General features: G+C 37.2%; 19 protein-coding genes and 1 tRNA gene. 5 read left to right on the top strand and 15 right to left on the bottom strand.

From position 1 onward, the window contains the following. Positions 1-149 precede the first annotated feature (149 nt). Together QI031_RS27820 and QI031_RS27815 are read right to left on the bottom strand one after the other, a co-directional pair. Positions 150-611: a pentapeptide repeat-containing protein gene (locus tag QI031_RS27820; RefSeq protein WP_281482797.1), complete on the bottom strand. Its 462-nt coding sequence runs from the start codon at positions 609-611 to the stop codon at positions 150-152. A gap of 315 nt (positions 612-926) precedes the next feature. Further along, positions 927-1790 (bottom strand): alpha/beta fold hydrolase, encoded by an 864-nt coding sequence (locus tag QI031_RS27815; RefSeq protein ID WP_281482796.1) that lies wholly within the window; start codon positions 1788-1790, stop codon positions 927-929. 208 nt (positions 1791-1998) lie between these two features. Between QI031_RS27815 and QI031_RS27810 the strand changes: the two genes are divergently transcribed. Continuing rightward, positions 1999-2814, top strand: a complete 816-nt coding sequence (locus QI031_RS27810; RefSeq protein WP_281482795.1) for a DUF1206 domain-containing protein — start codon at positions 1999-2001, stop codon at positions 2812-2814. 33 nt (positions 2815-2847) lie between these two features. Beyond that, positions 2848-4002: a glycoside hydrolase family 10-like protein gene (locus QI031_RS27805; RefSeq protein ID WP_281482794.1), complete on the top strand. Its 1155-nt coding sequence runs from the start codon at positions 2848-2850 to the stop codon at positions 4000-4002. Positions 4003-4104: 102 nt separating this feature from the next. Here the strand turns inward: QI031_RS27805 and QI031_RS27800 are convergent, their stop codons facing one another. Next, positions 4105-4581, bottom strand: coding sequence for a formylmethanofuran dehydrogenase subunit E family protein (locus QI031_RS27800; protein WP_281482793.1), 477 nt, complete (start codon positions 4579-4581; stop codon positions 4105-4107). Here QI031_RS27800 and QI031_RS27795 point away from each other — a divergent pair. Both QI031_RS27795 and QI031_RS27790 read left to right on the top strand, forming a co-directional pair. Continuing rightward, the gene (locus QI031_RS27795) at positions 4569-5783 is read left to right on the top strand and encodes a murein hydrolase activator EnvC family protein (RefSeq protein ID WP_281482792.1); all 1215 of its coding nucleotides are present in this window, start codon (positions 4569-4571) and stop codon (positions 5781-5783) included. The two genes, QI031_RS27800 and QI031_RS27795, sit on opposite strands and share 13 nt — an antisense overlap. Before the next feature lie 303 nt (positions 5784-6086). Beyond that, a tRNA-Arg gene (locus QI031_RS27790) sits at positions 6087-6159 on the top strand. Positions 6160-6496: 337 nt separating this feature from the next. On the opposite strand, the gene QI031_RS27785 is transcribed toward QI031_RS27790, so the two are convergent. From QI031_RS27785 to QI031_RS27730, 12 genes are all read right to left on the bottom strand, one after another. Further along, positions 6497-7558 carry a glycosyltransferase family 4 protein gene (locus QI031_RS27785; RefSeq protein WP_281482791.1) on the bottom strand — a complete coding sequence of 354 codons (1062 nt, stop codon included), beginning with the start codon at positions 7556-7558 and terminating at the stop codon, positions 6497-6499. Positions 7559-7577: 19 nt separating this feature from the next. After that, positions 7578-8867, bottom strand: a complete 1290-nt coding sequence (locus QI031_RS27780) for a glycosyltransferase family 4 protein (protein WP_281482790.1) — start codon at positions 8865-8867, stop codon at positions 7578-7580. Between the two features lie 136 nt (positions 8868-9003). Then, positions 9004-9969: a GDP-mannose 4,6-dehydratase gene (locus QI031_RS27775; RefSeq protein WP_281482789.1), complete on the bottom strand. Its 966-nt coding sequence runs from the start codon at positions 9967-9969 to the stop codon at positions 9004-9006. A 7-nt stretch (positions 9970-9976) separates the two neighbouring features. Then, positions 9977-10387 carry a type II toxin-antitoxin system VapC family toxin gene (locus QI031_RS27770; protein WP_281482788.1) on the bottom strand — a complete coding sequence of 137 codons (411 nt, stop codon included), beginning with the start codon at positions 10385-10387 and terminating at the stop codon, positions 9977-9979. Further along, entirely contained in the window at positions 10384-10614 is a 231-nt protein-coding gene (locus QI031_RS27765; protein ID WP_281482787.1) for an AbrB/MazE/SpoVT family DNA-binding domain-containing protein, read from the bottom strand. Before QI031_RS27765 ends, QI031_RS27770 begins: the two co-directional genes overlap by 4 nt. A 271-nt stretch (positions 10615-10885) precedes the next feature. Further along, a complete protein-coding gene (locus tag QI031_RS27760; protein WP_281482786.1) occupies positions 10886-12136 on the bottom strand; it encodes an SAM-dependent methyltransferase in 1251 nt (416 codons plus the stop codon). A gap of 127 nt (positions 12137-12263) precedes the next feature. Then, positions 12264-13457, bottom strand: a complete 1194-nt coding sequence (locus tag QI031_RS27755; protein WP_281482785.1) for a glycosyltransferase family 4 protein — start codon at positions 13455-13457, stop codon at positions 12264-12266. Continuing rightward, positions 13454-14545 (bottom strand): glycosyltransferase family 4 protein, encoded by a 1092-nt coding sequence (locus tag QI031_RS27750; RefSeq protein ID WP_281482784.1) that lies wholly within the window; start codon positions 14543-14545, stop codon positions 13454-13456. The genes QI031_RS27755 and QI031_RS27750 overlap by 4 nt, the downstream gene beginning before the upstream one ends. A gap of 53 nt (positions 14546-14598) precedes the next feature. Further along, positions 14599-16011 (bottom strand): class I SAM-dependent methyltransferase, encoded by a 1413-nt coding sequence (locus tag QI031_RS27745; protein WP_281482783.1) that lies wholly within the window; start codon positions 16009-16011, stop codon positions 14599-14601. Between the two features lie 224 nt (positions 16012-16235). Continuing rightward, complete coding sequence (locus QI031_RS27740; RefSeq protein ID WP_281482782.1) at positions 16236-16976, bottom strand: ABC transporter ATP-binding protein; 741 nt, start codon at positions 16974-16976, stop codon at positions 16236-16238. Continuing rightward, positions 16977-17783, bottom strand: a complete 807-nt coding sequence (locus QI031_RS27735; protein WP_281482781.1) for an ABC transporter permease — start codon at positions 17781-17783, stop codon at positions 16977-16979. It lies immediately after the preceding gene. 211 nt (positions 17784-17994) lie between these two features. Continuing rightward, positions 17995-18765, bottom strand: a complete 771-nt coding sequence (locus QI031_RS27730) for a Uma2 family endonuclease (protein WP_281482780.1) — start codon at positions 18763-18765, stop codon at positions 17995-17997. Between the two features lie 250 nt (positions 18766-19015). Between QI031_RS27730 and petP the strand changes: the two genes are divergently transcribed. Further along, positions 19016-19210 (top strand): cytochrome b6f subunit PetP, encoded by a 195-nt coding sequence (gene petP, locus QI031_RS27725; RefSeq protein WP_281482779.1) that lies wholly within the window; start codon positions 19016-19018, stop codon positions 19208-19210. Positions 19211-19287 lie beyond the last annotated feature (77 nt).

Here is a 19287-nt window from a genome sequence, read left to right as displayed (position 1 = left end):
ACTTAAATTTAGCCTAGTAGTCTGACAAGTTAACTTTGCGTGGTGGCAGGCTTCGGGGCAGGGAGCAGAGGGGAAAGATTCTCTCCCTTGCACCCTGTGCCCCCTGCACCCCTGCTAGGTCTACACGGCAATATTGGGTTGGCGAACTTCTAGTCCCAATCGGGAATCTCTGCACCGTCTTCTCCACCAATACCGATTCCGGTGTGAAAGATTTCTGCATCAGTGATGTTTAGATTTTCCATTGATGCACCGTACACATTAGAGTCGTAAATTTGAGCGCGAGTAAAATTTACCCTGTTGAGATTAGCTTTCTTGAAATTAACGTTAGTGACAATAGCTGAAGTTAAGTTAGCCCCTTTCAAATTGGCATTAGTGAAATCAGCACCTTCGAGGTTAGCTCCAGAAAGGTTCGCACCTTGGAGATTTGCTCCTCGTAAATCAGCACCAATTAAATGAGCGCCACTGAGATCTACTCTTGATAGATTACACCCAGTACATTCCCCAGTTGAAGTTAGCCTTTGTAAATCCTGTGAATTCCCAGCGTTGACTGAGCCAATAAAGAAAAATAGGGGAGTTGCTAAGGCTAAAGCCGCTAATGGCTGGAGTTTCATAAATTTTCCCCTTCGTAATTAAGTTGTGCCCGTTCTTTACCTCACGCTTTATATTATCTCATTAAATTGCTTGATTATATTGATTTAACTCATCAGCTAATTTTGAGTTGCCATGACTTTAGTGATAACGCTAGAAATATTATTGGTTCTAGTTTTTAGCTATTGTTGAGCAAGAAATTCTGCGAAAATATAACGATTAAATTAGTGTTAAATCTTGTTAAGAACCCATGCCACTATCATCATGATTTGTCATTAAACTTTGACCATTATTTTCCGGTTACTAAATAATACTTATTAGAAGTATTAATTTGTAGTCTATATGACCAAAAAATCCCGGATATACTGATTAACTAATTCCGGTTTTTCTTGCTGTATCCAATGTCCGCAAGAGTGAATATACCTAATTTTTAAGTCATTGATATAGTTTGCCGTACCATAGGTGAGTTCCTTGCCCAAAGCAGTATCATTTTCTCCCCAAATCATCAGTGTTTGAACCTGTAAAATACTCCAATTTTTCTTGAATATAAATACCTGAAAAATGTTGCGGTAGTAGTTCAACATTGCAGTGATAGCATTAGGCTTTGCAGCAGCATTTTTATAAGTGTTTATGTCTGTTTGAGTGAAAGCTTTTTTATGAAATGCTGTGCCTTGAATAACCATTTTAATGGCTTGAAAATCTGAAAGTTGTAACAAAAGTTCTGGTAGCCAAGGTAATTGAAATAATAATATATACCAGCTACGAAGTAATTGTTTGAGAGTGTATAAACCTTGAGCAAACTTAGCCGGGTGTGGTGAATTAAGTACAATTAAGCGTTCTACCATTTGCGGATGAGCGTAGGCAAATGACCAAGCGATCGCACCTCCCCAATCATGCCCAACTAAAATACACTTATCGTATCCCAATCCTTTAATTACTCCTTCCACATCTTTGACAAATTCATCCATCACATAAGCTGATTGTTCTTTTGGTTTATCGCTATCGTTATAACCGCGTAAATCAAGAGCAACAACTTGAAAATATTGGGCAAATTCTGGAATTTGATGTCGCCACGAATACCAAAATTCTGGGAAACCATGCAGCATCAACATCAAAGAGCCTGTTCCTTGAGTGACATAATGCAGCTTAATACCATTAGTATTGATATATTCGTGTTTCCAGTCGCCTTTTATATCAGACATAATTAACAAAATTGAAGTATTGTCAGAGGATATTTACATATATCCCATATATTTTTACTCAAAATATTATTTTGTTTGCAATTAAAATATGATAAAAGACATTAATAATGATAATTTTCTGTGAAAAAATTAATATATTTGACCTTTGATAGATGCGAATTATAAATAGATATTGGTAAAAATTTATTTATAATTATCTTCAATTACCATGACACAAAATCTGACGCGCGATCATTCACAATGGATCGAGCGATTGGCGCGATTTGGCTATATTTCTAAAGGAGTCGTTTATGGGATCGTTGGACTGCTAGCAGTACAAGTAGCTTTTGGTACAGGTGGTAGAACAACAGACTCCAAAGGCGCTCTGCAAACAATTGTTAATCAGCCATTTGGTAAGTTTTTATTAGCATTAGTTGCGATTGGCTTGATTGGATATGTAATTTGGCGTTTTATACAAGCAATTCAAGATCCTGAACATAAAGGTCATGATGCTAAAGGTTTAATGAAGCGAATTGGTTATGCAATTAATGGTTTGGCTTATGCAGGTTTAGCCTTTAGTGCCGTGCAGCTTGTCATCGGTTCAGATGGTGGTGGAAATAGTAATTCTACCGAAGATTGGACAGCACGTTTACTTTCTCAGCCTTTTGGTAGATGGTTAGTTGCGACTGGAGGAGTACTCATAGTTGCTTTAGGTTTTTATCAGTTATATAAAGCTTTTAGTGCTAAATTCCGCAGAAAACTCAATTTAACCGAGTTGAGCAACACACAAAGCCAATGGGTAATCGGGATTTGTCGATTTGGTTTAGCCGCTAGGGGTGTAGCGTTCGGTATTATTGGTTGGTTTTTAATTCAAGCTGCTAGCAAATCAGATGCCAAGGCTGCTGGAGGTTTAGATGAAGTGTTACAAACCCTAGCCCAACAACCTTACGGAACTTGGCTTTTGGGTATTATGGCGTTCGGTTTAGTTGCCTATGGAATTTATGAAATTGTCCAAGCACGGTATCGTCAGTTAGGCATAAATTAGAAAATACAGCCCAGATAATTATAGTTTCTAGAAATGGCAACAATAGAAACACGGGGCATTTGGCTCACTACTACTGATAGTAAGGTTTTGCGTTCTCAACAGCATATTGCTGAAGCTATGCATTTCCTGGCTGAGACAGGATTCAATGTGGTGTTTCCTGTGGTTTGGAACAAGGCTGTCACGTTGTATCCTAGTTCCACAATGCAAAAAACCTTTGGGGTGGAAATTGACCCTTTATGCCAAGGTCGTGATCCTTTACAAGAGGTAGTTATAGAAGCGCGGCGGGTTGGGTTAAAGGTTATCCCTTGGTTTGAATATGGCTTTGCCAGTTCTTATAATTTGAACGGCGGTTTACTTTTGCAGAAAAAACCGCAATGGGCAGCCCGTGACTGTAACGGTAATTTATTAAATAAAAACGGTTTTGAGTGGTTGAACGCCCTTGACTCCCAAGTACAGGAATTTCTGTTGAACTTGGTATTAGAAGTTGTCAATAATTATGATGTAGATGGCATCCAGGGAGATGATCGCTTTCCCGCATTACCCTGTGAAGGTGGCTACGATCAAGTCACTATTGCCCGTTATCACCAGCAATTTCAGCACAATCCGCCACAAAACCCCAAGGATAGACAATGGTTACAATGGCGTGCAGATATTCTCACAGATTTTTTGGCACGTCTTCACGCAGAGGTCAAAGCCGTTAATCCTAATTTATTGATATCGATGGCTCCTAATATTCATGATTGGGCATTTCAAGAATACTTGCAAGATTCACCTCGATGGTTGCAACAAGGACTAGTCGATATTATCCACCCTCAGATTTATCGCCGCGACTTTCAAAGCTACAAAGCGATCGCAGATAAACTAGTAAATCAGCAGTTTACAGATGTCACATTGCCCAAGTTAGCACCGGGAATTTTGATTAAGTTGGGATCTTACTGTATTAGCCCAGAATATTTAGTACGAGCAATAGAATATAACCGCGATCGCGGTATTAATGGTGAAGTATTCTTTTTTTACGAAGGTTTACGAGAGAACAACAATGCCCTAGCGAAAGTACTGCGGAATAATCTTTATGCTAAACCTGCTGTATTTCCCACCTTGTCAGATTTAAATGGATCGGGTGTGAACAATAATAAAAAATCACCCTCTATTTGGCGGAGGGTAGGGGATTTTTTGAGAAATATCTAAGAAATAGAGAATCACTAGGAGCATTCATCACTGCATCATAGCGCTGGCGTTCGCCCAAATCCTGATTCCACTTATCAAGTAGAGAACCAGACGCAGCAGGTATTACATAACGCAGTAATTCTCCTGTTTTTTATTCTTAATTACAACAACCCCAAAGTTACTTGAGTTGCTTTTAGAGGGTATAACCCGTAGTGAGTTTTGTCCTGGCGTGGCAACCGTAGCAATCATAATGCCATCCACCACGCAAGGACAAGGCGCATTCATACCATCAAAGTAAGTAACGTCTAAGTCGCGTGATTTGGCATCAAGACGCTTGATTGCATCTAGTCCGATACGAATTCCTAGAGCAATATAACTACCAAAACCTCCATGAACACGCCTTCCTAGAGTGACCCATTCTTCTGGAGTTTCTGCTAGTGCTGCTACAGGAGCAACTAAAAAATACCAACAAATTAGTAAGCATATAAGTCGTTCAAGTTTGCTAGGCATCACTATGTAAGATGTAAGTTTGATTTTGGGAATAATACTCATGGTTTTGGAGACTTCGCTGTGGTTAAGCTCACACCATGAGAGTGTCATTTTTGGGCAATAAAAAAACTGTATCTTGGTTAAATTTCGTATTTTGTTGGATTTTGTGGTTTTACTGGTTATTTATTTTAGCCTTGCCAGTATATGCGAATACCCCAAATTCAGTTGACAGTTTACGACAGCAGCAGCAACAAATTAATCAAGAGCGCCAGAATATGGTTCAAGAACGCGATCGCTTGACTAATTTGCAACAAGCAGCACAAAATCGTTTGACTGGTCTAAACCAAAACCTCACAACTACAACCAACTATATTCAAGATAGTGAGTTGCGATTACAACTTGCTAATCAACGCCTCCAGGAATTAGAAGCTGATTTAGGTGTAGCGGAACGTGCTTATGAACAGCGTCAAATAGCCACAGTTGCAAGGTTGCGGTATCTCCAGCGATCGCCAGCTTCTCAGGGATGGGCAGTTTTACTCCAAAGCCAAAATATTAGCGACTTTATTAGCCGTCGTCATCAATTAAAGCTCGTCTATCGAGCAGATCAGCAAATTTTGGTCAAACTCAACACCCAAGCAAATCTGATTAAGCAACAAAAAATCGCAGTAGAACAGCAGAAAAACGAAACAGCCTTGATTCGTGAGCAATTATTGGCACAAAAAGCCGATTATCAAAATCAAGCCCAATCCCAGTCAGAATTAATTCAACGCCTCAATAGCGATCGCCTAGCTTTGGAAGCAGCCCAAAATCAACTAGACCAAGATTCCAAAAATCTAGAAGTTTTAATTCAACAAAAAATTGCAGCAGCAAGAGCTAGAGAAGAAGCGCAGACTAAGACAAATAGCCGCACCAGCATCATTATTCATGGAACTGGAATGTTTACCTATCCTAGCGATGCTCCTACTAGCAGTCCTTTTGGTTGGCGGATGCATCCAGTTTTGCGATATCGGCGGTTTCATGCAGGTCTCGATTTTGCTGCTAGTTACGGCAGTACAATTCGAGCAGCCGATTCGGGAACAGTGATTTTTGCGGGGTGGTACGGTGGTTATGGCAGGGCTGTAATTATTAACCACGGCAAAGGCATTACCACACTCTACGGACATAGCAGTGAATTATTGGTTTTTGAGGGGCAAGCAGTACAACGAGGACAAGCGATCGCGGCTGTCGGTTCCACAGGTTTATCTACTGGTCCTCATCTCCACTTTGAAGTCCGGCGCAATGGTACACCCGTAAACCCTGCTGATTATCTGTAACCTATAATTTTAGTGTAGTGGTTCATCGCATTAATTCTGAGGGTTAGAAGAACGAACCGCAAAGGACGCAGAGAACACAAAGGAAGAAAAACTAAGAATGAGTTAACCAATCAAAATTAATGGGACAGACCAGTAGTACTTTGTCAAGATAATTTTGCTGGGTTAATGTGAAAAAGTCCAGTTCTTTTCTCCCCCTGCTTCCCCTGCCTGCCTCCACCTGTCATTTTTAGGTTGACAGACCAGTAGGCATCGTTAATTGAAAAGCGAGTTTGAGCGCAACTGTGCTATAATGCAGTAAATTGAGGGCGCGTGGCTCAGTGGATAGAGCAACAGATTCCGGTTCTGTGGGTCGGGGGTTCAAATCCCTCCGCGCTCGTTTTTTTAGATTAATTATTTCTCACTAAATTACTAAGGAGGAACCCTCCTTAATCGTATTATTTTCGGCAGCACAAGAGCGATCGCCTTGCATTTTCTTACAGAACTTGATCTGTCTGACGATCAGCCAATACGCGTCTATGCATCTTTGGATACAAGTAAACCTGTAATTTCTGTGTAGTTGGATCAGATTTATCAACACCCAGAAAAGCAAGCACACCTACATCCTAGAGATGAAAACCTGCGCTTAGGTAAGCCCAACAGTTACAAAGTGGAAGATTAATTTTTACTCCCATCACAAATTGGTGTGTCTTTTTTTCTTTCATGCAACAAAGCCATTATAAATAGCGGGATAAAACTTCAGCAGTGGTTAATCCTGTTTTTTGCCAACTGAATTGATTGGCTCTTTTTATACCTTGATTTGAAAGGTGCGATCGCAATTCTAAATCCGTAACCATCATTTGCATGGCTGCGGTAATTTCTGCTGTGTTGTAGGGGTTAATTAGCATAGTTGCATCACCAGCTACTTCTGGTAAGGAGGAGAGATTAGAGGTGATGACGGGAGTTCCGCAGGCCATAGCTTCTAGAACAGGAAAACCAAAGCCTTCCCAAAGACTGGGAAACACAAGAGCGATCGCTTGATTGATAATTGTTGGTAATTCGCTGTATGGCACATAGTTAAGAAACTTCACTTGATTAGTTATGCCCAGTTCCTCAATTTGCGCCTGTAAAACTGGGGTATAACGAGAGTCTGTGGGGCCTGCTAACCATAGTTCATAGTCGCTGTTATTTGGTAGTGCTGCAAAAGCGGCGATCAGTCGTTGCAAATTTTTGTAGGGGTCGTGTCGCCCAATGTAGAGAAAATAGTTGTGGGTGGGGAGATTAAAAAATTGAAAATGAGTGCGATCGTGTGCTAGGGGAATTGGAGTAATTTTGCTGGCGGGAATTTGATAAAAGTTGATGATGTCGTTAGCTGTAGCTTGGGAGTTACAGATTATATGTTGTGCTTGTCTCAGAACTTGGGGAATGTAGTAGCGGTGGTATGGTGTCAATGGTGAAAAGCGTTTGGGAAAGCGCAATGGTATTAAGTCGTGGGACATGACGACAAAACGGCAGTTGGTGTATAGGGGTGCTTCCGGGAGTGGAGAAAATAATAGCTGCGATCGCAACTTTTTATAGATTCGTGGTAATTTAAATTGCGTCCATAACAGGCGATCGCTATGTCCTTTAGTACCTTGATCTGGTGTTAGGTTTGGTGAAATTGAATAACAGTCATACTTAGGAATGATTTGCGAAATTAGTAATGTCGGTTTTAGAGATCCTAAATTAGCAAGCAGATTTAAAGCGTAGGTTGTAATTCCTGTAGGTTTTGTAGACAGAAAAGAAAGATTAATTAACAACTTATTATTGTGAATTTATTTAACTACATAAGTGAGAGATAAATTCCTCAGCAGATTCTTGCCATGAGAATGGTCTATACTCATTTTTGATCTGCTTTACCAAATTATTGTAGTAGGTATCTGAATCAAATAGCTTTTTTAAAGCTTGGTAAAGTTCAACTGGTTTAGTAGGATTAAAATATATACAAAAATCACCTCCTACTTCAGGTAAAGAGCCACCAGTACTAGCGACTACAGGCTTACAATATTGCAGTGCTTCCACAACAGGTAATCCAAATCCTTCATAAAAAGAAGCTTGAACTAAACAATAACAGTTTTTATAAAGAGTTTTTAGCTGAGCATCACTAACTGAGCCTAATATATGTATTAGCTTGCCATACATTTTATTGGATTCTATTAGTGCATCAGTTTCTAAGTGCCAACCTCTATTACCTGCAAATAGTAAGTATATATCAATATAATTAGAATCTACTAATAAATCAAAGGCTTCTATAATAGCTTTAATATTTTTATGAGGAACTAAACTTCCAACCACCAAAATATAGCGTTTATTTAGTAGTTCGCTGAAATCGTTATAATTTAAATTTATTGAATCATCATGATTATAATAATCACATCCTAAACGAAAATTTTTGACTACTAAATTTGGGTTATTGCTAGGTATAATTCCTTGCTTTTGTGCGTTTTTATAATCTTCAACGCTATTTTTAGAGATGCATAAAATTTTATCGAATAAGATAGAATAGTCTCTATAAAATTTTGTAAAAGCCTCTCTAAACTTTGGAGATGAAAATTCAGGAAATTTTATTGGTATTAGGTCATAGCATACTATAACAATAGTAACTTTATGATGTTTTAAAGTTTGTAAAAACCTGTAATACGTTTTAGGTAAATCCCAGTTAGCATCAGCTATAACGTAAATATCTTCTGATTGTATTTTGTAGCCCTCAAAATCAATGTCAATATCTTTTTCATCATTTGAATCCCAAATATAAATCAATAATAATGTATTCAAAACTAAATTTTTAAACTTATTTGTGATTTTAGAAAACAGTATTTGAAGTTTATTTTTTATTTTTTCTACTAAATGCAGGTATGAATTATTCTTATTGTTGTCGTAAGTCAACGGATTAAGATTAGTTACCCTACAGATACGTTTGCCATCAAACATAACCGCTACTATTTCTATAGTTGACCTACTGGAATTTAATTTCAACAGTTCAGATGTTAGCTCTCTGACTACCCGATGGATTCCAGTATTTTTATATGTATGTTTGGCTGTGTGAGTGCAATCTATAAATATCCTCATTTGAAAACCTAGTTCCGATTTATTTTATTCCCAATTGGCATGAGAAAATACCCAAGAAATTTTATACCTCAACAAATTATATATCCTTCTTCTTGAGTATTTTTCGTCAAATATTTAGCTTGTAATGACTGGGAAGTTAGCTACTCAATTTCTTAAGATCATAATCAACCATTAACTCAACTAATTGATTAAAAGAATACTGAGGTTGCCAATTTACCTCCATCTTAATTTTATCAATACAACCTACTAACTGTATAGGTTCGTCGGGGCGATAAAAAGCAGGATCAACTGAGACATAATCTTGCCAGTTTAGACCAACTGAGTTGAAAGCACACTCAACAAGTTCTCTAACAGAGTGGGTTTCACCACTAGCGATAATATAATCATTAGGTTGCTCCTGTTGCAACATTAGCCACATTGCATAAACAGCATCTTTGGCATAGCACCAATCACGACGAGCATCAAGGTTGCCTAATTTTAGTTCATTTGCCAGACCGAGTTTGATTTGGGCAGCGGCGTGAGTAATTTTACGAAATACAAATTCTGTGCCGCGTCGAGGGGATTCGTGAGTATAAGTAATACCGCAGCAGCCGTAAAGATTATATTTTTGCCGATAGTTAACAGTCATCCAATGGGCGTAAGCTTTAGCAACACCGTAGGGGTTACGAGGACGGAAGGCGGTACGTTCAGTTTGTGGTGATTCGTCGGGTTGACCAAAGACTTCACTACTGGATGCTTGGTAGAATTTGGCATCTGGTTTGCAGCGACGAATTGATTCTAAAAGGCGAGAAACACCGAGAGCTGTATATTCAGCAGTCAGGGCTGGTTGAGTCCAAGAAAGGGGGACGTAGCTTTGAGAGGCGAGGTTATAAATTTCATCAGGTTGTGATTCTGTAATTACATCCATCAAGGAAGATTGATCCAAAAGATCACCTGACAAGATTTGAATATCACCTGAAAGGTGGGTGATACGTTCTAGATTGCTGCTACTGGAACGGCGAACTAAACCAAATACTTGGTATCCCTTTGTTAAAAGAAGTTCGGCAAGATAAGATCCGTCTTGTCCAGTCAAGCCAGTGATCAGGGCTTTTTTGAGTGTCATCTGCTATTTAATATTCTGGAGCTATTAGTTCTAAGGTGGGAAAGTAAGTGCGATAGCGATTAACGTCTCTGGTTAAAAGCATCATATCCGCGATCGCGGCATGAGCGCCAATATAGAAGTCTGGTAGAGGCGATCGTTTAGTTCCGCTTTGTTGGCGATATTGCATAAAGCATTTTCCCGCCAAAAATGCTGCTTCCCAAGGTAAGTCTAAACGGTGAAAAAAATTTAAAGGTAAGATTGCTTCTAATTCTTCTATTTCTTGAAATCCAATTGAAACTTCTGCATAAATAATGGGATTAATGTTAAGTTGAGTTTGTTCGGCATATTCAGTTAATTTTTCGACTGACCAATCAAACCAATTTGCATCTTCTGTGACAATATCAAGAACGATGTTACTGTCAACCAGTACTTCTTTCATTTATCTTGTCTAGTGAGTGCCATTATTTCATCGGTAGTCATTTTTACTGTTGCTTTACCTCGCATTCTTTCTACTAGATTTTTTGCAGAATTAAAGTTTACTTTAGCTTTTCTTAAGTAAACTGCGTCTCCAATGACTTCAAACTCTACTTCTGTGTTGGGTATAAGTCCTAATTTTTCTCGTATTTCTACGGGAATAGTTACTTGTCCTTTGGATGTAATTTTCATCTTTTTGATGTTAAGTAAGGATTTTCTTACTTTTAGTATTACATAATTTCACTACTGAAAAGGTCGTTAGTTGGCTAAAATATTTTAATTTGCTGGTGGTGTCATGTATGCGATCGCAGGATGAGCGCCAATGTAGAAGTTTGGTAGAGGCGATCGTTTAGTTTCGCTTTTTTGATGATATTGCACAAAACATTTCTCTGCCGAAAATGCTGCTTCCCAAGAGTAAGTCTAAACGGTAAAAAATTACAGATTATTTATAGCTTTAAAAAAACTAGCTTACAAAACGAACATAGTGTATGCCTAACCCTAACTCTCTATTATCACCATTATGAAAAACCTGAGCAGGTTTCCAGACTTTACTTGATATAGTAAATTTTCCACTCCACTTTTGGATAGAAATTTTGTACAACCCTTTCTCCGAAGATTTTTTTACGCGAATAGATTGCGCTGAATCACCAGTATTGATATTTGCATCTATATCAAACGGTGCGTAGTTACTAATACAAAATTCTATAAATTTAGCATCAATATTTTGCGCGCAAGTCATCACAGATTTGGTGTGTGTAAACCGTAATTTTAAGTTGGGGTCTGTCTCTTTAGTGGCCCAAGTTCTACATTCATCTGGCGGAAGTGTAATTTCAGATGGTTCATAATACATCTGACTTTTACTAGCAATTATTACATTAGCGAGGGGACTAATATCTGAACGATATCTTTTAGGAGTCCATCCCAGCATTAATAATGTTCTCAGAAAGTAAGATGGTTCAAAACCAAGTTCAAGCCAGCCAAACTTGCGAATAGACCAAACTGACATACCATCTAGTCTTAATCCCCAAGGATAAGGAAAATCTGAAATTGGCTCTGCTGCAAAGGCTATTAATCCTTCATCTGTAATAATATTATGCAGATTTCTTAATAGCTGTAAATGATTAGCACAATGGTGAAAGCACTCAAAAAAGACAGCTGCGTCATATTTAACATTGCTGGTAAAATCTAGCATGTCTTGATAAAGCGTTTCTACTTGATTGGGTAAATTTTGTGTTCTATATCTAATAAGATTAAGAAAAGATTCTTCGCAATCTACAGCAGTTACTTTATAACCCATTTGAGCTAGGTGTAACGTTGTATTTCCCCATCCTGGACCAAATTCAACAACTTTAGAATCAGCAGCTAAATTCATAGTTTTGATTAAAAAACCTTGGGCAATTAACTGTTCTCCTACTGTATTTGAACTTTTAGTAAAATAAGGAAAGGGATTATTTTTTATTGCTTCAAAATCAAAGGGAGAATGTTCATTAGCAATTGTATACTTATTTCTGCCTGATATATTCAAATACAATTGCATTTGAGCTTCATAATACTCTTGAGAATATGGGTCTTTAGGTAAAGGGTAATCCACAACATAGCAAAATTCTGATAACGCTTGCCGTAACTGGTCATCGGAAATTTTAGCTTTATTATCTGCTTTGGCAATTTCTATATCCAAATCTTTTAAATTATTAATATATTTAACTTTTTCCATATTTCTCATGTGGTTAAATTTTTTATAAACTTTTTTGAGCAATCTAACAATTTTAATATTTAGCGAATTATTTATCATAATTAATAAATTATATAAATGCATTTAACTATAATTATTTGCAAAAATGTTATTCATCACAACATGAATTGACTATTTCTATTAACTGACTTTTAATATTATTTAAAGCATCATTAGACACTACATAATCTCTGGCTAAATTTCCCATTACTACCCGTTGGTTTTGATCTGCCATAATTGTTTGTATTGCTGCGGAAAATTCATCATAATTGTGATAAATTTTGCCGCCACCGCTACGCTCAACATGTTCAACCAAAACTTGACATAAGCCATTTACTAATACTGGTGTACATTGAGCCATTGCTTCTAAAGTTACTATGCTAAAACTTTCATAGGGCGATGGCATAACAAAAATAGATGCTCCAGCCATGAGTTTAAATTTTTCTTCTGATGAAACAAAACCTTTAAAATCAATGTCTGGATGATTTGGTATTTCTATTTCATTTTTACCAGTTAAAATTAATCTTAAAGTAGAGGAAATATCTTTTTTAAACTGAATAAAAAAATTGATTAAATCATTACATCCTTTACGCGAATCAATCCTACCAGAGTAAAGAATATATGGATACTTTGTTTTATAAGGACTATAAGGAGTTGTATCTACACTCATTGAGACAACCTTACCCGGTAGTTCTCCCCATAAGCTTTCTCCCAAAACTTTTTCAGCATTAGTCACCCAAATCAACAAGCGTGCCCTACAAGCCATGTACTTATACGCACTCAAATATGCAGCAGGTTCGTCATGAAGAGTTGGTATTAGCAAAACTTTAGAAGAAGGAACTTGAAGTATTCCAAAATAAGTGGTTGGATATAAATAAGTTGCAAAAATGATAGATTGATAATCACTCCATCGCTGTTTGAGAAAAGATAACAAAGGTAGTGAGTAAGGGCCTTGACGGCGTATAAATTCTTCTTGGAGCGCAATATTCCAAGGAATTGTTTGGCTATTCGTTATACGTCTATACTGATATTTTTGAAACTCTTTTACCAGTCTTTCATGCAGGTTATGCCAGTAGTTACTTCGACCTATACTAACTGGGAACCGATAAATATTTATACCCTGCTGCGTTTCACAACCGGGAGGTAATTCGTTCGCCCATGTAGCGTAATCTAATGCAGTTGTAGTAATTATATCGACTTTAAACTCATCATTGAGTAAATTAGCATATTGCCATGCTAAAGCTTCTGAGCCTCCTACTATACTTTTATGACTTCTTTGAACAACGATAGCAACCTGTTTCATTCTATGTTTTCAATCGCCTTGATAAATTTAGATTCAATTTGTTCATTGGTAAAAATTTCTTGGTAGCGCCGCCATCCCATCTCACCGAGAGTAGTACTGATGGATTCTTTACTAGCTATACAGTCTATTGACCCAGCCATAAAATAAGGATCTGGCTGTTCCCAAACTAAACCTGCTTTTCCAACTGTATAAGGAATAGCAGTTGAACCATAAGCTACAATTGGCACTTTCATTGCCATAGATTCAACTAACGGCACACAAAATCCTTCATGCTCACTAGTAATCATAAAAATATTAGCAGTAAGATAATAAGCTTTTAGAGTTGTAGTAGAAACACCTCCTGTAAATACTACCGATTCTTGCAAACCTAAGTAATTAACTTTTTCATAAAGACTTTTAGTATAAATACTGAGGCGCTCATCATGCTTTCCAACAATTATTAGGCGACTATCATTATTGTAGTTTTTGTGATAGACATCAAAAGCATCAATCAAAGTAGAGTGTCCTTTATTCGGAGCAAGGCGACCGACCATTAAAATGTTTACTTTTCCATCTATATATTCATCTAAAATGCTAGTGTCGGCATCAATATATTGCAAATCATCAATGTGATGGAATGGCGGAATAACCCAACTATTGTCTTTAGCAACTCCCATTAAATACAATTCATTTGCATTGTATTCGGAATCAGATAAATATAAAGCACCATATATATCAGCAATCAATTTTAGTTGTTTTCTTCCTGATCTACATACATTTGCATAATCTGCATTAATACCATCAAAAAACTCAGGCGGAGTTACATTATGATATTTAACAACTTTAACACAATTAATTTCATTAATGATCTCAAGAGCAATATCCCAACCAACAGAATAATGATAAATTAATATATCTTTTTTTTGTTTAATAAAAGATTTAACTTGACTGAAATATTTAATATTATTCGTATTTGAAGCGTGCCAGTTATCTGCAAATATCTGTACATTGTAACCGTGTTTTTTTAAACAATTATACATTCCTACTACATCATTGCTAACTGCATCACCCTCTACGATGCAAGGGGTTAAAATAGCAATATTGATCATTGTTGAGTTCCTGATAACAAAAGTAATTTTTAAAACAATACATTAAACAAAATTTATATTTTTTTATATCCTAGTACAGCATAATCTTGATAATTCATTTTCTCATCCCGGAATATTCGTGTAGTTTTAGGGAAAAGAGAGGAATAAACTATTTTAACTTTTTTAAAACCGTGCCACTCTAATATAAATTTCAACATCTCAGGAGGAATAGGTTTTATATGGGTGGGATCTTGATAAAAATTTGATAAACCGTATAAGTTATGAGGGTTGACTGTTTCTATGATTATTACGCCATCATTAACCAGTCTTTCAAATGAAATGCTTAAAAACTTGTGGATGTATTCAAAGTTTAGATGTTCGACAACTTGAAATGCAGATACACCAGAATACTGCTCATTATGACTTTCTAAATAATCTAATATATCTGCTTCATGTGCATCAAATCCACTCTTGATTAAGTTATTTACTTCCAATTTATTTAAATCAACACCTATGCATTTAATATTTTTTTCAGTAAGATTTTGCAGAAATTCTCCTCTACCACAGCCTGCATCAAAAAAACGATATGATTGACTTACGTGCAGATTAATAAATTTCAAGTAAATCTTCTGCTTTTCTTTAACAACTTCAGAGTTATAAAATACGTTTTCAAACAAATAGTAGAATAAATCTTTTTTATTGTGCTGATAATGCTCTTCGATTGGTATTTTAGATAAAGCGATCGCTGTATTAATGTAAGATTCTTCAGTTACTTCTAGACAAGGTGGTAAACTTTGTGTAACTTTAGTGCCTAGAAGTTCCTCCATAACATGTAAACGTTCTTCAAATGATTGCTGACAACCATCAGCTTTAGTTAGACACTCTTCAAATGCTTGCTGACGAACATCGGCTTTAGTTAGACACTCTTCAAATGTTTGCTGACGACCATCAGCTTTAGTTAGACACTCTTCAAATGCTTGCTGACGACCATCAGCTTTAGTTAGACACTCTTTAAATGTTTGCAGAGAATCATCTACTATGTCCAAACGCTTATTTATCGCTGGAACACTATTTTCGATAATAATTGTAGATTGCTCCACCTGCGATCGCAAGTTTGCTATTTCTGAAATTAGTTGCTGATTAAGTAATAAAGACTCTTTGAGAGACTGAATTAAATTAAAGTTAACTTCTCGTTGGTCTTTAAATATAAAACCAAGTATTTTAAGAGCTGTTTTTTGTATAACACTACTAAAATTAAAAGGAAATCGATTCCACTTGTCTGGCCACTTCGTTCGGACATTAGCTCTAGATTCTGCATCTCCTAGCAAAGTTTCAATGTGACTGACATCAAACCTTACTGCCGAACTTTTAAACTTTGTGGAGTTCAAGACCACTGGTTGGTAGTCATTTTTACGTTGTGTTACCTCTTGACGAATTTTCTGCATCAAGACATCAACATTAATTTCAGGATTATTTGCTTCAAACATTGTCCGTATCTCATCTCTACTTGTACTACGAAATCTTATCGGTTTTCCACGATTTGTTGAAGCATCCCACTATCGTGTATTGATACAACTAACATTACCATTGAGATGATTCAATAGCTGTTGACTAGTAAAACTCTCCTGCTGTCATAATACCTACTTCCAAACTGCTTAACATAAACAAAGTTGCTGAAAATCTATGAATTATCTATGTTGTACACTTTACCTTAAATTGAGTTTAATGAATTTAAGTAGCAGTTTACAGTTTCGTGAGCATTTCCCATAAAGCGTATTTTTCCTTGATCTAACCAAACTCCACGAATGCACGATTGTTTCACAAAACTTAAATCATGTGAGACTACTAACACAGTTGCGTTATGATCCCAAAATTTATCAATCCTTTGCTTGCATTTATTCTTAAAACTTTCATCTCCTACCGACAATACTTCGTCTAATATTAAAATATCCGGCTGTGTATCTGTGGCAATGGCAAATCCCAGCCTAGCTACCATACCAGAAGATAATCCTTTGACAGGGACTAACGCATAATCTTGTAATTCTGCAAACTCTAAAATTGACTGAGTTCTTTCTCGCATCTCAGATCTAGAAAAACCTAGTAGTACTCCATACAGCAGAATATTGTCCATCACTGAAATTTCTGCATCGAAACCTGCTCCTAATTCAATCAAAGGCGCAATTTGACCTCGTACCCTGACGGCTCCACTACTTTGTTTGAGAATACCAGAAATGATTTTTAAAAGTGTTGACTTACCAGAACCATTTGCTCCAATAATACCTATTTTTTCACCTCTTTCTACTACCAAATCAATTTTGTTTAATACTAACTTCTTCGCCGGTTGACGATACTTACCTTCCAAAAAAGATAATAAAGTTTTCTTTAAATCATAAGAAAACTCTTCTTGAGTCCGTCGCCAAAGCGAAACTTCATCTAGGCGAATTACTTCCATTTACAGCAAATCCATAAACTGATGTCGCCACAATTGAAAACAAGTCCATCCAAATAGCAAAATAATAATACCACTGAGTAACGCGCTCCAAACTAAGCCTAAATCTGGTGGCAACCCTGATAATGTTATCTGACGCAGACTTTCAATAATTGGAGATAAAGGATTTAAACCTAAAAAAGGTTGTATTATTTTAGGGACGATTGCTGCTGGATAAAATACAGGACTGCTAATCCACAACACAAATACAACTAACTCGTAGAAATAAGGCAAATCTCTAAAAAATACATATAAAGCACTTACTAAAAACCCAACTCCTGTACAAACCAAAATGAGTGCTAAAATTGGGAACATTAGTGCCAGGACATTTATTAAACTCTTGGAATTAATAAAAGTCATCACTGCAACTAAGGGAAACACCCCAATCGCAAACTGAAATACATTTGCTGCAATCATTGATATGGGAAAAATGCTGACTGGTAAACGAATTTTATTTAAAAGCGACCCGTTTGTTACTACGCTTATTAAGGCTTGCATCGTAGAAGCAGAAAAAAAATTGATTACTACTAGTCCGGTAAAAGCCGCCAACATATAATTTAGTATCGAATTACCATAGTATGTTGCAAAAGTAGCCCCAAAAATAGCAGTGTACAACCCCGTCATAATCAACGGGTTTAATAGTGACCAGTAAACTCCCAGGAATGACCCTCGGTAGCGCACTTTAAGATTCCGCGATACTAAAACATGCAGCAATTCCCAGTAGCGGCGCGCTCGCAACCAATTTAAATTATCTTTAAGTGAAAGTATCATTCTTAAAAACCACCACCCACCACAAGCTAGTTATTCGCGCATCTTATAATATCAAAGTTTATTTTGCTGCATTAGCTTACCACCAAAAGTTTATTTTAAGCTCCCCTGTTGAATATAAAAGTTATTAATACCTTCCTCAGCATATTTTACCTCCGCAAGACCTGTTAATTGATGAATTAGTTCCTCTGAGGCTATCATTGCCATTATTAACTTAATTTAAACTATCTGGGTCAACGCCTAGAGATCGCAAATGCTCCGCTAGTCGCTGCGATCGCTGTTGTTCTTCTTCTAACCGCAATTCAGTTTGAGACACTTGTTGCTGTGCCTCAATGGCTGTCTGTTGCATTTCGATGGCTATCTGTTGCGCTTCGATGGCTGCCTGTTGCGCTTCCATAGCAGCTTCCTCCGGTGTTGGCACTAATTCTCCATCAAATGTAAAATATCGCAATTTACCATTTTCTACACCTAAATACAGACCAAGCACCTCACTCCAACACCACCCGCGTCTATCGGGTACAATTTCTTGGTACTTATTGCCAACCAGTTCAAAACCGACAAATTCCAAATTTTCCGGCGAAAACCAAAAATATTCCGGTGTATGAAAGCGATTCTCATATAGGCTTTTCTTTAAATTCCGGTCAACATCAGCTGTACTTTCTGAAAGTAATTCAATAATTAAATCTGGATAACGACCGTCTTCCTCCCAGACTACCCAAGAACTACGAGGATGCTTTTCGGTATCTTTCACTAAAAAAAAGTCTGGCCCCCGGAAATCTCGGTTTCGTAACTGCTGGCGGCTAAAATAAATCGTCAGATTCGCACCTATAAAGAAATCATTATGGTCGCGCCACAGCCACTCTAGGCAAGTTACTAGCAGCAATAACTGCATATAATGCAACGAAGTTTCCATTTCTGGCTCATCACTTAACAACCGAGTTGCATCGGGCATCTGTTTTTCTAGCTGTTGGGCTGTAACAAACATGGTTATGTACCTGCTTGGTTGTTGATTTAATTTTAATCTGTCATTGGGCATAAAGAAGAGGAACTGGGGCAGGGTGCGGGGTGCAAGGGAGATGAAGAAAAATTACCTATTTCCCTCTGCTCCCTGCCTCTTGCTGCTCCCCTGCCTCTTGCTGCCCTGCTTGTTTCCTAGTCCTTGTTCCCTGAATCTATTACAGATGCGGCACTGATTCAGCTAAACTGAGACTTGGTTTATTGCATTGTAATTAGGCATGGAAATCGGACAAAAGGTTAAGGTGGTTCGTCTGCGCGATCGCGTTTCTGCTCCTATTGTGAAAAAATTAGGACAAGTAGGCATCATTCAAGGTTATAAAGTCATCGATGGTAGCAGCGTTGGTGTAGTAGTGTTATTTGACGATAATTCTTCGACTTGGTTTTTTGAAGATGAAATCAAACTCGTCTCATAGAGAAACCCTTAGGCGGAAGCTAAGAGTATTTGCCTAGTGCTAAGTTGTAATTGAAAAGATCGGCGGTGAACATAGGA

It is taken from the genome of Halotia branconii CENA392 (genome assembly GCF_029953635.1).
Taxonomy (GTDB): domain Bacteria; phylum Cyanobacteriota; class Cyanobacteriia; order Cyanobacteriales; family Nostocaceae; genus Halotia; species Halotia branconii.
This window is presented reverse-complemented; position numbering and strand designations above follow the sequence as displayed.

What these genes read in the sequence shown, in the direction of transcription:
- QI031_RS27730 (WP_281482780.1), bottom strand. Translation starts at nt 18,765, where the DNA reads ATGTTTGTTACAGCCCAACAGCTAGAAAAACAGATGCCCGATGCAACT.
- QI031_RS27795 (WP_281482792.1), top strand. Translation starts at nt 4,569, where the DNA reads ATGAGAGTGTCATTTTTGGGCAATAAAAAAACTGTATCTTGGTTAAAT.
- QI031_RS27750 (WP_281482784.1), bottom strand. Translation starts at nt 14,545, where the DNA reads ATGATCAATATTGCTATTTTAACCCCTTGCATCGTAGAGGGTGATGCA.
- QI031_RS27735 (WP_281482781.1), bottom strand. Translation starts at nt 17,783, where the DNA reads ATGATACTTTCACTTAAAGATAATTTAAATTGGTTGCGAGCGCGCCGC.
- QI031_RS27765 (WP_281482787.1), bottom strand. Translation starts at nt 10,614, where the DNA reads ATGAAAATTACATCCAAAGGACAAGTAACTATTCCCGTAGAAATACGA.
- QI031_RS27775 (WP_281482789.1), bottom strand. Translation starts at nt 9,969, where the DNA reads ATGACACTCAAAAAAGCCCTGATCACTGGCTTGACTGGACAAGACGGA.
- QI031_RS27815 (WP_281482796.1), bottom strand. Translation starts at nt 1,790, where the DNA reads ATGTCTGATATAAAAGGCGACTGGAAACACGAATATATCAATACTAAT.
- QI031_RS27770 (WP_281482788.1), bottom strand. Translation starts at nt 10,387, where the DNA reads ATGAAAGAAGTACTGGTTGACAGTAACATCGTTCTTGATATTGTCACA.
- QI031_RS27800 (WP_281482793.1), bottom strand. Translation starts at nt 4,581, where the DNA reads ATGACACTCTCATGGTGTGAGCTTAACCACAGCGAAGTCTCCAAAACC.
- QI031_RS27755 (WP_281482785.1), bottom strand. Translation starts at nt 13,457, where the DNA reads ATGAAACAGGTTGCTATCGTTGTTCAAAGAAGTCATAAAAGTATAGTA.
- petP (WP_281482779.1), top strand. Translation starts at nt 19,016, where the DNA reads ATGGAAATCGGACAAAAGGTTAAGGTGGTTCGTCTGCGCGATCGCGTT.
- QI031_RS27760 (WP_281482786.1), bottom strand. Translation starts at nt 12,136, where the DNA reads ATGGAAAAAGTTAAATATATTAATAATTTAAAAGATTTGGATATAGAA.
- QI031_RS27780 (WP_281482790.1), bottom strand. Translation starts at nt 8,867, where the DNA reads ATGAGGATATTTATAGATTGCACTCACACAGCCAAACATACATATAAA.
- QI031_RS27820 (WP_281482797.1), bottom strand. Translation starts at nt 611, where the DNA reads ATGAAACTCCAGCCATTAGCGGCTTTAGCCTTAGCAACTCCCCTATTT.
- QI031_RS27805 (WP_281482794.1), top strand. Translation starts at nt 2,848, where the DNA reads ATGGCAACAATAGAAACACGGGGCATTTGGCTCACTACTACTGATAGT.
- QI031_RS27810 (WP_281482795.1), top strand. Translation starts at nt 1,999, where the DNA reads ATGACACAAAATCTGACGCGCGATCATTCACAATGGATCGAGCGATTG.
- QI031_RS27745 (WP_281482783.1), bottom strand. Translation starts at nt 16,011, where the DNA reads ATGTTTGAAGCAAATAATCCTGAAATTAATGTTGATGTCTTGATGCAG.
- QI031_RS27740 (WP_281482782.1), bottom strand. Translation starts at nt 16,976, where the DNA reads ATGGAAGTAATTCGCCTAGATGAAGTTTCGCTTTGGCGACGGACTCAA.